The 13602-nt window shown below is 73.0% G+C and carries 13 protein-coding genes; 5 read left to right on the top strand and 8 right to left on the bottom strand.

Going from position 1 to position 13602, the window contains the following annotated elements:
* Positions 1-137: 137 nt before the first annotated feature.
* Both ACZ4FH_RS34240 and ACZ4FH_RS34235 read left to right on the top strand, forming a co-directional pair.
* Complete coding sequence (locus tag ACZ4FH_RS34240; RefSeq protein ID WP_467309665.1) at positions 138-1373, top strand: threonine aldolase family protein; 1236 nt, start codon at positions 138-140, stop codon at positions 1371-1373.
* A gap of 82 nt (positions 1374-1455) precedes the next feature.
* The gene (locus ACZ4FH_RS34235; RefSeq protein WP_467309664.1) at positions 1456-2568 is read left to right on the top strand and encodes a DUF5937 family protein; all 1113 of its coding nucleotides are present in this window, start codon (positions 1456-1458) and stop codon (positions 2566-2568) included.
* A gap of 15 nt (positions 2569-2583) precedes the next feature.
* Here the strand turns inward: ACZ4FH_RS34235 and ACZ4FH_RS34230 are convergent, their stop codons facing one another.
* Genes ACZ4FH_RS34230 through ACZ4FH_RS34220 form a run of 3 tightly spaced genes read right to left on the bottom strand, consistent with a single transcriptional unit; the run spans position 2584 to position 5142 of the window.
* Complete coding sequence (locus tag ACZ4FH_RS34230; protein WP_467309663.1) at positions 2584-3192, bottom strand: AAA family ATPase; 609 nt, start codon at positions 3190-3192, stop codon at positions 2584-2586.
* Between the two features lie 3 nt (positions 3193-3195).
* Entirely contained in the window at positions 3196-3870 is a 675-nt protein-coding gene (locus ACZ4FH_RS34225; RefSeq protein ID WP_467309662.1) for a response regulator, read from the bottom strand.
* A 57-nt stretch (positions 3871-3927) separates the two neighbouring features.
* Positions 3928-5142, bottom strand: a complete 1215-nt coding sequence (locus ACZ4FH_RS34220; RefSeq protein WP_467309661.1) for a sensor histidine kinase — start codon at positions 5140-5142, stop codon at positions 3928-3930.
* Between the two features lie 96 nt (positions 5143-5238).
* On the opposite strand from ACZ4FH_RS34220, the gene ACZ4FH_RS34215 reads away from it, so the two are divergent.
* Positions 5239-6207 (top strand): SAM-dependent methyltransferase, encoded by a 969-nt coding sequence (locus tag ACZ4FH_RS34215; protein WP_467309660.1) that lies wholly within the window; start codon positions 5239-5241, stop codon positions 6205-6207.
* 111 nt (positions 6208-6318) lie between these two features.
* Complete coding sequence (locus ACZ4FH_RS34210; RefSeq protein ID WP_467309659.1) at positions 6319-7461, top strand: NADH-quinone oxidoreductase subunit D; 1143 nt, start codon at positions 6319-6321, stop codon at positions 7459-7461.
* 72 nt (positions 7462-7533) lie between these two features.
* Here the strand turns inward: ACZ4FH_RS34210 and ACZ4FH_RS34205 are convergent, their stop codons facing one another.
* The 4 genes from ACZ4FH_RS34205 to ACZ4FH_RS34190 all read right to left on the bottom strand — a co-directional run bounded on the left by ACZ4FH_RS34205 (position 7534) and on the right by ACZ4FH_RS34190 (position 11132).
* Complete coding sequence (locus ACZ4FH_RS34205; RefSeq protein WP_467309658.1) at positions 7534-8604, bottom strand: serine/threonine-protein kinase; 1071 nt, start codon at positions 8602-8604, stop codon at positions 7534-7536.
* A gap of 101 nt (positions 8605-8705) precedes the next feature.
* Positions 8706-9680: an ABC transporter substrate-binding protein gene (locus ACZ4FH_RS34200; protein WP_467309657.1), complete on the bottom strand. Its 975-nt coding sequence runs from the start codon at positions 9678-9680 to the stop codon at positions 8706-8708.
* A gap of 70 nt (positions 9681-9750) precedes the next feature.
* Positions 9751-10425, bottom strand: coding sequence for an ABC transporter permease (locus ACZ4FH_RS34195; protein ID WP_383648689.1), 675 nt, complete (start codon positions 10423-10425; stop codon positions 9751-9753).
* A 2-nt stretch (positions 10426-10427) separates the two neighbouring features.
* Positions 10428-11132 carry an ABC transporter permease gene (locus ACZ4FH_RS34190; RefSeq protein ID WP_467309656.1) on the bottom strand — a complete coding sequence of 235 codons (705 nt, stop codon included), beginning with the start codon at positions 11130-11132 and terminating at the stop codon, positions 10428-10430.
* Between the two features lie 130 nt (positions 11133-11262).
* Here ACZ4FH_RS34190 and ACZ4FH_RS34185 point away from each other — a divergent pair, with 130 nt between their 5' ends.
* A complete protein-coding gene (locus ACZ4FH_RS34185) occupies positions 11263-12450 on the top strand; it encodes an ABC transporter ATP-binding protein (protein ID WP_467309655.1) in 1188 nt (395 codons plus the stop codon).
* Positions 12451-12457: 7 nt separating this feature from the next.
* Here the strand turns inward: ACZ4FH_RS34185 and ACZ4FH_RS34180 are convergent, their stop codons facing one another.
* A complete protein-coding gene (locus tag ACZ4FH_RS34180; RefSeq protein ID WP_467309654.1) occupies positions 12458-13579 on the bottom strand; it encodes an alpha/beta hydrolase in 1122 nt (373 codons plus the stop codon).
* Between the last annotated feature and the right edge of the window lie 23 nt (positions 13580-13602).

The following is a 13602-nucleotide window of genomic DNA, read 5'->3' as shown; positions in this document are numbered from 1 at the left end:
CGATTTATCTGCATGCTACGCCAGCGTTTCGTCCGGACATCCGGCTGTCCACAGGCTGTGGGAAACTCCGCACCGCCGCCCGCCGTGCCCCGGATATCCCGTGGGCCGGAGCACCTGATCTGCGTGATGATCGTCCCATGGCAGACATCAACGAGCAGGTGCGCGGCCGGGCGGCGCACGACGGACCCGAGGACACCGGGCAGGGGGAGACCGGCGGGGCGGACCGGGGCCCGGAGGACGCCGCGCGGCTGCGCCGGCTCGCCGCCTGGCGGGGATCGGCGCGGACCCTGTGGCGGGCGCCGATGGACCGCACGCTCGGGGAGCAGCTGGCCGAGCTGGCCGCCCTGGCCGCCGCGGGGGAACCGGCGGCCGACCTCGACGGGCCGGTGGACATCTACGGCGACGGGATCGTCGCCGCGCTGGAGCGGCGCGTCGCCGAGGTGCTGGGCACGGAGGCGGCCGCGTACTTCCCGACCGGCACGATGGCGCAGCAGATCGCGCTGCGGTGCTGGGCGGGACGCACCGGCAGCCCGACGGTGGCGCTGCATCCGCTGGCCCATCCGGAGGTGCACGAGCGCGGCGCGCTGACGACGGTGAGCGGGCTGCGCACCGTCCATCCGACGGACGAGCCGCGGCTGCCCACGGCCGAGGAGATCCGCGGCTTCGACGAGCCGTTCGGCACCCTGATGCTGGAGCTTCCGCTGCGGGACGCGGGATTCGTCCTGCCCACCTGGGAGGAGCTGGAGGCCGTGGTCGCGGCGGCGCGGGAACGCGACGCGGTGGTCCACTTCGACGGGGCGCGGCTGTGGGAGTGCACCACCCGCTTCGGCCGGGAGCTGCCGGAGATCACGGCGCTCGCGGACAGTGTGTACGTCTCGTTCTACAAGACCCTCGGCGGGATCTCCGGGGCCGCGCTCGCCGGTTCCGCCTCGTTCGTCGAGGAGGCCCGCGCCTGGCGGCACCGGTACGGCGGGCAGGTCTTCCAGCAGTTCCCCGCGGCGCTCTCCGCGCTGGGCGGCCTGGACCGGGAGCTGCCGGCGCTGCCGTCGTACGTGGCGCACGCGCGGACGGTGGCCGGGGCGCTGGCCGAGGGCTTCGCGGAGGCCGGGACCGGATGGTTCCGGGTGCATCCCGAGGAGCCGCACACCCATCAGTTCCAGGTGTGGCTGCCGTACGGGGCCGACGTGCTGACGGAGGCCTCGGTGCGGCTGGCGGAGGAGACCGACGTCACGCTCTTCCGCCGGTGGTTCGCGGCGGACGGCCCGCCCGGCGTCTCCTTCACCGAGGTCACGGTGGCCCGGGAGGCCCTGGAGTGGACGGCGGCCGACGTGAAGGCGGCACTGACCGCCTTCCTGGAGCGGGTGACGCCCTAGTGCGTGTCCGGGCCCCGATTGACGCCCGCCGTCAATCGGGGCCCGGACCGCCCCGCGCACCCCGCACCATGGAGGGGTGAGCGTGACCATCGACATCGCCGGGCTCGACCCCGGGCACGTCGTCTTCGAGACCTCCCCCCTCGCCGAGCTGGGGCTGGCCCTGCACGCCCTGTCCGAGCCGGGCCACCACCCCGGGGTGCACGGCTGGGCGACGGCCACCGCCTCGGCCCTGGAACCGGACCTGGCCGACCGGCTGCACGAGGCCGAGTTCCTGTGGCGGAACATCTTCTCGGACATCTTCATGCCCTTCGCCGGGGTCCGCGGCGGGACCGGCAGGGCGGGCGCCGACCTGGCCGAGGACCTGGACATCCTGGACCGGCTGGACGACGAGCGGTTCGCCTCGGCCGCCCTGGAGTTCACCTGCACCTCGCTCTACGGGACCGGCGCGCCCTCGCCGCTGAGTGACGCCCGGATGCGGGCGCGGGCACTGGACATGGCGGCGGCGCGCGGCCCGCGCCAGACCGAGTTCACCGAGCGGCTGCTCGCCGACCCCGTCTCCGTACGCCACTGGCTCAGGCGGCTGTTCGAGGACTGCGACCAGGCGTTCTTCGCGGACACCTGGCGGCGGGTCCGGGTCCAGCTGGTGGCCGACGCCCGGCACAAGACGGATCTGCTGCGCCGCAGGGGGCTGGCCGAGGCGGTGGGCGCGGTGTCGGCGGCCCTCTCCGTGGACGAGGACGGCAAGCGGATCAGCGTCGACAAGATGACCAGCGGTTCGACCGACGCGACCGATCCGGCCGCCGGCCCCGGACTGACGCTCATCCCGACCAGTTTCGGCTGGCCGCATCTGACGGTGCTGCACGCCCCCGGCTGGCGCCCGGTCATCCACTACCCGGTGCACCGGCCGGAGCTGCCCTCGCCCGGTTCGGTGGAGCTGCTCCAGCTGCGCATGGAGGCGCTGGCCCACCCGATGCGGATGCGGCTCTGCCGCAACATCGCCCGCTCCCCGTACACGACGGGCGAGCTGGCCGACTCCATCGGCATCACCGCCCCCGAGGTCTCCCGCCATCTCGCGGTGCTCAAGAAGGCCGGTCTCGTCACGACGCGGCGGCGCGGCCGCTACGTCCTGCACCAGCTGGACCTGACCCTGGTGTCCCGGCTCGGCAGCGACTTCCTGGAGGGCATCCTGCGCTGAGCCGCGGCCCGCCGGTCAGCCGAGGCGGATGTGGCGCAGGCCCGTCCAGGTCCGGCGCAGCCGGCCCCGCAGCCGGCCGTCGGTGTTCGGCAGCAGCGACAGCCCGGCCGACGCGGCGATCCGGTCGGCGACCTGGGGGACGGTCAGCCGGTCGGTACGGATGTGCTCGGCGAACTCCGGGGCGTGCAGCCGCTCCAGGCAGTGGTCCAGCCTCTCCACGGCGAAGCTCTCGTGCTTCAGGCCCCGTCCCAGACCGCGTTCGCGCAGCCGCCCCAGCACGGTGGCCCGGTCGGCGAGCAGCGAGAAGTGGTGGACCGTGTGCCCGTCCTCGCGCAGCCGCCCGACGATCTCCGCGAAGTAGCCGGGCTCGACCAGGGTCATCGGGGCGATGACCGTGCCGTCGTGCCCGCGCAGGGTGAGGTCGAGGACCTCGCGCACCCCCTGCCGCCAGGCGGCCAGGTCCTGGAAGTCGCCGCGCAGGGCGCGCGGCATCGTGCGGTGCAGCCCGAAGCCGACGTGTTCCGGATCGCAGACCACGCTGCCGGGCAGCCGCCGCTCCAGCTCGTACGCGGTCATCGTCTTGCCCCCGCCGAACGGGCCGTTGACCCAGACCAGGGCGGCCACGGCTCAGCCCGCCCCGCCGCCGGCCCGCACCAGTCCCGTCTCGTAGGCGAGGACCACCACCTGCACCCGGTCGCGCAGGCCGAGCTTGGTCAGGATGCGGCCGACGTGCGTCTTCACGGTCGCCTCGGAGAGCACCAGCCGGCCGGCGATCTCGCCGTTCGACAGGCCCTGGGCGACCAGCAGCATCACCTCGCGCTCGCGCTCGGTGAGCTTGGCGACGTCCTTGTGCTCCGGTTCGGCCCGGCCGCTGGGCAGCATCGGGGAGAAGCGGTCGAGCAGCCTGCGGGTGGTGGACGGGGCGACGACGGCGTCCCCGCTGTGCACCGAGCGGATCGCGCCGAGCAGTTCGCCCGGCGGGACGTCCTTGAGCATGAAGCCGCTGGCCCCGGCCTTCAGCCCGGAGAACGCGTACTCGTCGAGGTCGAACGTCGTCAGGATGAGCACCTTCGGCGCGTCCGGCTGCGCGCAGATGCGGGCCGTCGCCTCCACCCCGTCCAGCCGCGGCATGCGCACGTCCATCAGCACCACGTCGACGGCGGTGGAGCGGAGGATCTCGATCGCCTCCGCGCCGTCGCCGGCCTCGGCGACGACCTCCATGTCCGGCTGGGCGGCCAGCACCATCCGGAATCCGGTGCGCAACAGCGCCTGGTCGTCGACGAGCATCACGCGGATCGCCATCGGTCACGGTCTCCTGTTCGGTACGGGTCGGTCGGGGGCGGGGGTCCCGGGCACGGACTATCCCGCGGTCTTGAGGGGCAGCAGCGCGCTGATCCGGAAGCCGCCGCCCGGTCTCGGTCCGGCGTCCAGCGTGCCGCCGACCATGCCGACGCGTTCCCGCATGCCGATCATGCCGTGGCCGGCGCCGTCCGCACCGCCGTCCTCGTACAGCTCGTGGGCGGCGCCGCGCCCGTCGTCCTCCACCAGCAGACCGAGTCCGTCGTCGAAGTAGACCAGCCGCACGCTGGCCCCCGCGTTCGGACCGCCGTGCTTGCGCGTGTTGGTCAGGGCCTCCTGGACGATGCGGTACGCGGTCAGCTCGACGCCGCTGGGCAGCGGGCGCGGGGTGCCCTCGACCCGGAAGTCGACGGCCAGCCCGGCGGTCCTGACCTGCTCGATCAGCACCTCGATCTGCTCGACGTCGGGCTGCGGCACGTACTCCCCGCTCTCCGGGGTGTCCCCGGTGCGCAGCACCCCGAGCAGCCGACGCATCTCCGCGAGGGCCTGCCGGCCGGTGCTGGAGATCGTCTCCAGCGCCTGCCGCGCCTGGTCGGGGGCGGCGTCCAGCACATAGGCGGCGCCGTCGGCCTGCACCACCATCACGGAGACGTTGTGCGCGACGACGTCGTGCAGTTCACGGGCGATCCGGGCCCGCTCGGCCGCCACCGCCACCTTCGACTGCGCCTCGCGCTCCCGCTCCAGCCGGGCCGCGCGCTCCTCCAGCTGGTCGAAGTAGGCGCGCCGGGTCCGCATCGAGTCGCCGAGCACCCAGGCCAGCACGAAGGGCACCGTCATCACGACGACGAGGAACACGGTCTGCGCCCAGCTGCGGTGCGGGTCCGACCCCTCCGGCCAGCGCAGCTGGGCGAGCGAGGCCGCGCAGAGCGAGCAGACGAGGGCGAGCCGGGAGGCCCAGCGCTCACCGATGGTGGCGACCGTGAAGGTGATCACGAGCATCGCGAAGTTCGCCACGGTCGGCCGGACCCCGGAGAGCAGTTGCAGCAGGCCCATGGCGATGGCCAGCAGCAGCATCTTCTCGGGGGCGCGCCGGCGCAGCGCGACGACGGCGCAGAGTCCGACGACCACGGGGACGACGGCGACGCGCTCCCCGCGCCCGCCGTCGCCGACGTCGCCCACCACGATCGTCATGCCGGAGAGCCCGAGGAGGACGACCGCCCAGAAGCAGTCGACGCCCGTCGGGTGTCTGCGGATGAAATCGTAGAAGCGCTGCACGTAACCCAGAGTAGGGAAGGCCGGGGGGTGGGTGGGTCAGCCCGAGGGCCGATCCGGGTCCGGAGACCGTACTCCCCAAGGTGGAGACTGGGAAACGTGACGGACGAGTGGAGTGGGTGGCAGGAGGCGGCCGAGGCCGCGCTCTACGGGGACGAGGGGTTCTACCGGAGACCGGAGGGGCCCGCGGGGCATTTCCGTACGTCGGTGCACGCCTCCCCGCTGTTCGCCGCCGCCGTCGCCCGGCTGCTGGTCGCGACGGCCGGGGAGCTGGGCACCCGCGAGGTGGATCTGGTGGATGTGGGCGCGGGCCGGGGCGAGTTGCTCACCGGGGTCCTCGCGGCCCTGCCGGCCGAGGGCGGCGGGGAGCTGACGGTACGGGCGTACGCCGTGGAGCGCGCCGGCCGCCCGCCGGGCCTGGACCCCCGGGTCCGGTGGTGCGCCGAGCCGCCCCGGGGAACGCGCGGACTGCTGTTCGCCAACGAGTGGCTGGACAACGTGCCGGTGCCGGTCGCCGAGACGGACCCGGACGGTGTCGTGCGGTACGTGGAGGTGCGGACGGCCGACGGCGCGGAGCGGCTGGGCGCACCGGTGACCGGGGCGGACGCGGCCTGGCTGGAGCGCTGGTGGCCGCCGGCCGGGCCGGGCTGCCGGGCGGAGATCGGCCGGCCGCGCGACACCGCGTGGGCGGCGGCCGTGGACACGCTCTCCGCCGGGCTCGCGGTGGCCGTGGACTACGCGCACCGGCGCGAGGAGCGGCCGGTGTTCGGCACGCTGACCGGCTTCCGGGAGGGGCGGGAGGTGCGGCCGGTGCCGGACGGCGGCTGCGATCTGACCTCCCATGTGGCGCTGGACGCTTGCGCGGCGGCGGGCGGGGACGGCGCGGAGCTGCGCACCCAGCGCGAGGCCCTGGCCGCCCTCGGCGTCGACGGGCGGCGCCCGCCGCTGTCCCTGGCCTCCACCGACCCCGCCGGCTACGTCCGCGCGCTGGCCGCGGCCGGTGAGGCGGCGGAGCTGACGGCCCGGGGCGGGCTGGGCGATTTCGGCTGGCTGTCCCAGCGGAAGTAGGAGCTTCCCGGGATGGCGGGTGCAGTGGCTCCCCGGGACCGCGGAAGTAGGGGCTTCCCGGGATTGGGGTGCGGGCCCCGGGGACACGCCCCCGCACGCGATACTGGCCCCATGACGGAGACGACGATCGGCATCGGCGGTGCGGCCGAGAGCACCGACATGGTGCTCAACATCGGCCCCCAGCACCCCTCCACGCACGGCGTGCTCCGGCTGCGTATCGTGCTGGACGGCGAGCGCGTCCAGCAGGCCGAACCGGTCGTGGGATATATGCACCGGGGCGCGGAGAAGCTCTTCGAGGCCCGCGACTACCGGCAGATCATCATGCTCGCCAACCGCCACGACTGGCTGTCGGCGTTCTCCAACGAGCTGGGCGTCGTGATGGCGGTCGAGCGGATGCTCGGCATGGAGGTCCCCGAGCGCGCGGTGTGGACCCGCACCCTGCTCGCCGAGCTGAACCGGGTCCTCAACCATCTGATGTTCCTCGGTTCGTACCCGCTGGAACTGGGCGGGATCACCCCGGTGTTCCACGCCTTCCGGGAGCGCGAGGAGCTCCAGGCCGTGATGGAGGAGATCTCCGGCGGCCGGATGCACTACATGTTCAACCGGGTCGGCGGTCTCAAGGAGGACCTTCCGGCGGGCTGGACCGGCCGGGTCCGCGACGCCGTCGCCTCGGTCCGCTCCCGGATGGACGTCTACGACGGGCTGGTGCTCGGCAACGAGATCTTCCGCGGGCGCACCCGCGGGGTGGGCGTGCTGTCCGCCGGGGCGGTGCACGCGTACGGGGTGTCCGGGCCGATCGCCCGCGCCTCCGGGGTCGACTTCGATCTGCGGCGCGACGAGCCGTACCTCGCGTACGGGGAGCTCCGGGACACCCTGAAGGTCGTCACCCGGACCGAGGGCGACTGCCTGGCCCGGTTCGAATGCCTGCTGGAGCAGACGCACAACGCCCTGGACCTGGCCGACGCCTGTCTGGACCGGATGGCGGAGCTGGCCCCGGGACCGGTCAACCAGCGGCTGCCCAAGGTCCTCAAGGCCCCGGAGGGCCACACCTACGCCTGGACGGAGAACCCGCTCGGCGTCAACGGCTACTACCTGGTCTCCAAGGGCGAGAAGACCCCGTACCGGCTGAAGCTGCGCTCCGCCTCGTTCAACAACATCCAGGCGCTCACCGAACTGCTGCCGGGGACGCTCGTCGCCGACATGGTGGCGATCCTCGGCTCGCTGTTCTTCGTCGTCGGCGACATCGACAAGTAACCGGCCCCGCAACGGACGACGGCCGCCGCCCGGGTCCGGGCGGCGGCCGTCCTGCCGTGCGGGGTGACGCCGTTACGAGATGGCGCTGCGCAGCTCCGCGACGTCCAGCTGCTCGGTCTCGTCGTGCGCGGTCAGGTCGATCACCTTGCCGACGGCCCGGTTCTCCGGCGTGCCGGTGCGGTGCGCGGCGAGCGCCTCCTCGCCCACCACGTCGGCCAGGTCCTCGTTCTGCACGGACTCGATGGCGGCGCGCGCCTTCTGCGTACCGAAGAAGTCGAAGCCGCCCTGCGGCACCGGCTGGCGCCGGGCGGCCGACGGCGGGACGACCGCGCTGGCGGCCGGCACCGGGCGCGGCGCGTGCAGCGCCTGCGAGGGCCGGGCGGGCGGCAGCGCGGCGGCGTCCCGGGCCGGGGGCAGGGCCTGGGAGGGCCGGGTCGGCAGCAGGGCCGGCTGCGGCCCGGCGGGCCGGCGCTCGGCGGGCAGCGGTGCGGACGCCTGCTGCCGGACCGCGGGTGCGGCGGGCTCCGGGGCGCGGGTGTCGAGGACGCTGCGGCGGGCCTGCTCGGCGGCGCGGCGGGCCTCCTGGAGCGCCCGGTTGCGGCTCAGGTCCTCCAGCGCCTGGGCGGCGCGCAGATAGGCGCCGGGCGTGGGGGTGGAGCGGGCGGCGGGCAGCTCGCGGGGGGCCGTGGCGGCCTCCAGCGCGAGCCGGCGGCGGCTCTCCAGCACGCTGGCGCGCTCGGTCTCCGCGGTGGCGTACCGGCGCAGCAGCGCGGCGTGCTCGCCCCGCAGACCGGCGAGCTCCACGCGCTTGCGGCGCAGCTTCGCCTCCAGCCGGGCGCGCAGCTCGCGGGACTCCTCCAGATCGGCCTCCAGCTCGGCCGCGCGCTCCTCGGCACGCCATTCGTCGCTCGCGCGGGCACGCGTCAGCTCCGCGACGCGACGGCCTGCCTCCTGGTCCCAGCTGCGCATCAGATACGCGCCGGTGACGGCGGCGGCCGCGGCGGCGGCGACCAGTCCCCGCAGGACCAGCGGCTCGGCGAGCAGCCAGGCTCCCGCGGCACAGAGCACCGCGACTCCGGCGACGGCCGAAGGCGGAAGGATTCTGTGCAGTGGGGGTGAATGGCGGTGGCGTCCACGTGGCATGGCGTGAAATTTACCGTGCGTCCGAGCGGATTGGGGCGCCGCCAGGCAATCTGTTCCCCGGCAGTTACCTGACGGCCCCTGAATCCCCGATTCCGGCCGCGCTACTTCTTGATCAGGCTCTTGGAACGCAGGTATTCCGCTGCCACGTCCGCGGGCTTGGCGCGCTCGGCGTCCACCTTGCGGTTCAGCCCGGCCAGATCCTCGGTGGTGAGCACCTCGGTGAGCCGGCCCAGGGCGTCGGCGATGTCCTGGGCACCGGCGTCCTCGGCATTGACCACCGGCAGCACGTTGTCCGCGTTCTGGAGCTTCTTGTCGTCCTCCAGGAAGACCAGGCCGAAGCTGTCCAGGACGGCATCGGTGGTGGTGGTGAGGACCAGCTGGTCCTTGCCGTCCTTGACCGCCTGCTTGGACTGCGGGGTGCCGACGCCCTTGGGGTCGATGCCGGCGACGTCGATGCCGTAGGTCTTCTTCAGTCCGGGGGCGCAGAAGGGCCGGACCTCGCACTCGTCGCCCGCGGCGATGCGCACCTTGATCTTGGCGGCGCCGAGATCGGAAAGGGTGGTCAGCTTGTTCTTCTCGGCGAATTCCCTGGTGACCGCGAAGGCGTTCTGGTCGACGGCCTTCCCGGCCGGAAGGACCTTCAGTCCGCGCGGGGCGGCGAGCTTCTCCAGCGCGGCGACCGTGGCGGCGGTGTCGCCCGAGGCGACGGGCTTCGCCTCGGCGGCCTTCGCCCCGTTCACCTTCGCGTTGAGGAATTCCGCGATCGTCGCCGCGTATTCGGGAACGACGTCGATCTCGCCCTTCTCCAGGGAGGGTTCGTACAGTTCGCGGTTCTCCACCGTGGTGACCGAGGTGCTGTATCCGGCGTCGGCGAGGACGCCCGCGTACAGCTCGGCCAGGACCTTGGATTCGGTGAAGGCGGCGGCGCCCACGACGAGCGAGCCCTTCTTCTGCGACCCCTTGTCCGGGGAACCGCCCTTGTCCTTCTCCAGGCTGTCACCACCGCAGGCGGCGAGCGAGCCCGCGAGGGCGATGATGCCGATGACCGCGCCTGCGGTGCGCGAGATCCTGCTCATGGTGTTCTCCGTCCGGGGCCGTGGGGGCCGTAGATGACATGCGGAAACGGTGGGGCGGGCGGGCCGGGGCTCATGCCGTCCGGCGGCGGCGCATCGGTGACAGCAGCCGGTCGGCGGCGAGCAGCACCGCCTCCACCAGCAGGGCCAGCACGGCGACGAGCAGGGCGCCCGCGACCACCTGCGGGGTGTTGTACGTGTTGAAGCCGGCGGTGATGATCCGGCCGAGGCCGCCCTGGCCGGCCATCGCGGCGATGGTCGCCGTGGCGACGACCTGGACGGCGGCGGAGCGCAGCCCGGTCATCACCATCGGGTACGCCAGGGGGAGTTCGACGCGGAGGAAGAGCTGTCCGCCGGACATGCCCATGCCGCGCGCGGCCTCCGTCACCGAGCGGTCCACCTCCGTCATGCCGACGTAGGCGTTGGTCAGCAGCGGGGGCACGGCGAACAGCACCAGGGCGATCACCGTCGGCACGTATCCGGCGTTGCGCAGGGGCGAGACCATGAAGAGGGCGAGCACCGCGAAGACGGGGATCGCCCGTCCGATGTTGGAGAGGTTGACGGCGAGCGCGCCGCCCTTCCCCAGATGCCCCAGGAGGAACGCGACGGGCAGCGCGAGCGCGCACGACAGGACGAGCGCCACCCCGCTGACGTACAGATGCTCCCCGAGCCGGTGGGCCACCCCGCTCTCCCCCGTCCAGTGGTCCCCGGTGGTGAGCCAGGTCCAGGCGTCCGCGAGCACTCCCATGGTCAGACCGCCTCCGCCGTGCGCCGGCCGCGAGGGGCGGCGGATATCCGGGTCCAGGGGGTGAGCAGCCGCTGCACGCCGAGCAGCAGCAGGTCGGCGACGACCGCGAGCAGCACGCAGAGCACGGAGGCGGCCAGCACCTGGGCCTTGAAGAAGCTCGGCAGGGCCTCGCTGATGAGATTGCCCAGCCCGCCGCGGCCGACGATCGAGCCGACGGTGGTCAGCGCGATCGTGGAGACCGTGGCGATGCGGACCCCGGCGATCAGCGCGGGGAGCGCCAGCGGCAGTTCCACCTCCCACAGCAGCCGAACCGGCCCGTACCCCATCCCCCGGGCGGCGTCCTTCGCCTCCTGGGGGACGGCTTCGAGTCCCGCCAGCGTGTTGCGGACCAGGACGGTCAGCGAATACAGCACCAGCCCGGTGACGACCAGCGCGGCGGAGAGGCCGAACAGCGGCAGCAGCAGCGAGAACATGGCGAGCGAGGGAACGGTGTAGAGCACCGTCGTCAGCCCGAGCACCGGTCCGGCGAACCGCCGTCCGCGCCGGGCGAGCAGCGCCAGCGGAAACGCCACGGCCACACCGATCGCGACCGAGACCGCGGTGATCCAGATGTGCTGGACCGTGGCGTCGGTCAACTCCTGGCTGCGGGAACGGAGATACTCCCCGCAGATCCAGTCGTTCGTCACCAGGCAGTTCTGTCCGGCCATCCCGTCCCCACCTCCCGGATGCGCTCTCGTACTGATGTCCGGCGAGCCTATCCTCGACCACTGACAATCACCGAGGCCGTGGTATTCCGGCAACACGTCCTTCACAGAACTCGCGCCACAATGGGGACCCATGATCCGTTTCGAGCACGTCACCAAGCGCTATGAGGACGGCACCACGGCGGTCGACGACCTTTCCTTCGAGGTCGCCGAGGGCGAACTGGTCACGCTCGTCGGCCCGTCGGGCTGCGGCAAGACGACCACCATGAAGATGGTGAACCGGCTCATCGAACCGACCGAGGGGCGGATATTCCTCGACGGGGACGACATATCCGCCATCGACCCCGTCCGGCTCCGCCGCCGCATCGGCTATGTGATCCAGCAGGTCGGCCTCTTCCCGCACCGCACGGTCCTGGAGAACACCGCGACCGTGCCGCATCTGCTCGGCTGGAAACGCGGAAAGGGAAGGGCGCGCGCGGCGGAACTCCTCGACCTCGTCGGACTCGATCCTTCCGTTTATGGCGACCGCTATCCCGAACAGCTCTCCGGCGGCCAGCGCCAACGCGTCGGCGTCGCCCGCGCATTGGCCGCCGACCCGCCCGTCCTGCTGATGGACGAGCCTTTCGGGGCCGTCGACCCGGTGGTCAGGGAACGGCTCCAGAACGAATTCCTGCGCCTTCAGGCCCAGGTCCGCAAAACCGTCCTCCTCGTCACGCACGACATCGAGGAGGCCGTCCGCCTCGGCGACCGGATCGCCGTCTACGGCCAGGGCTCGATCGAGCAGTTCGACCCGCCGGCCACGGTGCTCGGCGCCCCGGCCACTCCGTACGTCGCGGACTTCGTCGGCGCCGACCGGGGGCTCAAGCGCCTCTCGGTCACCCCCGTCGAGGAGGGCGACCTCGACCGCCCCCCGGTCGTCCACCTCGACGACCCGCTGGACACCGCCACCGCGCGGCTGCGCGCGGAAGGGGCGCGCTGGGCGGTCGTCCTGGACGGCGAGGATCGGCTGCACGGCTGGATCCCCGCCGGGGGGACGGAGTCCGGGACCGGGGGCACGGTCCGCGAGCACGCCCGCCGGATGGAGGCCTGGCTCCCCGTCGGCGCCTCGCTCAAACAGGCGTTCGCCACGATGCTCCAGCACGACGCCGGCTGGATCGCCGTCATCGACGAGGAGGAGACCGGCCGCTTCCTCGGCGTCCTCACCCCGGCCCGGCTCCACGAGGCGCTGCGCCGCTCGGTCGGCGCGGACGGCCGGGACGTCTCCCGGGCCGAGGTCGACGTGGAGAGCGTCGCGGGCATCGCCGGGCGGGAGGCCTCCTGACCGCCGCTCAGTTCTCGCTGAGCCGGCTGCTCAGCCACTCCAGCGCCGCCGGGATCTCCCGGCGCCAGGTGTTGAAGTTGTGCCCGCCGCTGTCCAGCACGATCGACGAGACCTGGGCCGGCCGCTTCACCTTCGCCACGAACCGGCGCGTGTCGGCGTAGTTCGACTCCCCGTGGCGCGACGTCGTCACCAGGAAGGAGGAGTCGGGCTGCGGCCGGTTCTCCAGGGTCCACAGCAGATCGGCACGCTCGCGCGCGGCCCGGCTGCCGTGGAACAGGTCACCGGTCGTCGGGTCCTCGGCCGCCTTGTAGTACGCCGAGAGACCCGCGCTCGCGGTGTAGCGGTCCGGATGGTGCAGACCGATCTTCAGGGCGCAGTACCCGCCGGTCGAGTTGCCGATGATGCCCCAGTTGCGGGCGTGCCGGCCCACCCGGTAGCCCGCCGACACCGCCGGCGGCAGATCCTTCGCGAAGAAGGTCTCCGTCTTCGGACCTCCCTTTATGTCCACGCACTCGGTGTCGCGCGGCGGCGCCACCGTCGGCCGCAGCATCACCAGGACCATCGGCTGGGCCCGCCCGGCCCGCACCCGCTCCAGAGCCGTCCGGGGGTAGGCCAGCCCCTTGATCAGGTTCTCCGCGGTCCCCGGATAACCGGTCAGCACCACCACGGCGGGGAACCTCCGCCGGGCGAACGCCGGCTGGAAGTACTCCGGCGGCAGATACACGTACGCCGAGGTCTCGATCCCCGAGTGCCGCCCCGCGATCACCACCTTGTCGATCCGGCCGACCGCCGCCGGACGCGAACCGCCCGGACCCTCCGGCCGCTGCGTCCCCACCCGGACGATGTTCTTCGCCGCCAGCGTCCCCCGCGCCTGGTCGGTGACCACGCCCAGCTCCTGCGTACGCCCGAACAGATCCGCCCAGGAGCCGTAGAACAGGAAGGAGTTGTTGGCCAGCAGCGCCACCGAGACGAAGACCGCGAGCTGGGTGCCCAGCATCAGCCCCACCCGGCCGCACACCGCGGCGGCGCTCCGCCGGGCCAGCCGGGGCCAGAGCCAGATGGTGGCGGCGAACAGCACGACGGCACTCGTGATCGCCAGGATCAGCACTGCGTGACCGGTAAGGCCCATGGCGGTTGAACTTTCTTGTCAGG

The organism is Streptomyces sp. NPDC024555, from assembly GCF_055559335.1.
The sequence above is the reverse complement of the archived record's forward strand: the minus strand, read 5'-3'. Positions and strand labels throughout refer to the sequence as shown.

Excerpts from the sequence above, each read along its gene's own strand:
- ACZ4FH_RS34240 (WP_467309665.1), top strand. The coding sequence starts at position 138 with ATGGCAGACATCAACGAGCAGGTGCGCGGCCGGGCGGCGCACGACGGA.
- ACZ4FH_RS34225 (WP_467309662.1), bottom strand. The coding sequence starts at position 3,870 with ATGGCGATCCGCGTGATGCTCGTCGACGACCAGGCGCTGTTGCGCACC.
- ACZ4FH_RS34210 (WP_467309659.1), top strand. The coding sequence starts at position 6,319 with ATGACGGAGACGACGATCGGCATCGGCGGTGCGGCCGAGAGCACCGAC.
- ACZ4FH_RS34205 (WP_467309658.1), bottom strand. The coding sequence starts at position 8,604 with ATGCCACGTGGACGCCACCGCCATTCACCCCCACTGCACAGAATCCTT.
- ACZ4FH_RS34200 (WP_467309657.1), bottom strand. The coding sequence starts at position 9,680 with ATGAGCAGGATCTCGCGCACCGCAGGCGCGGTCATCGGCATCATCGCC.
- ACZ4FH_RS34195 (WP_383648689.1), bottom strand. The coding sequence starts at position 10,425 with ATGGGAGTGCTCGCGGACGCCTGGACCTGGCTCACCACCGGGGACCAC.
- ACZ4FH_RS34190 (WP_467309656.1), bottom strand. The coding sequence starts at position 11,132 with ATGGCCGGACAGAACTGCCTGGTGACGAACGACTGGATCTGCGGGGAG.
- ACZ4FH_RS34185 (WP_467309655.1), top strand. The coding sequence starts at position 11,263 with ATGATCCGTTTCGAGCACGTCACCAAGCGCTATGAGGACGGCACCACG.
- ACZ4FH_RS34180 (WP_467309654.1), bottom strand. The coding sequence starts at position 13,579 with ATGGGCCTTACCGGTCACGCAGTGCTGATCCTGGCGATCACGAGTGCC.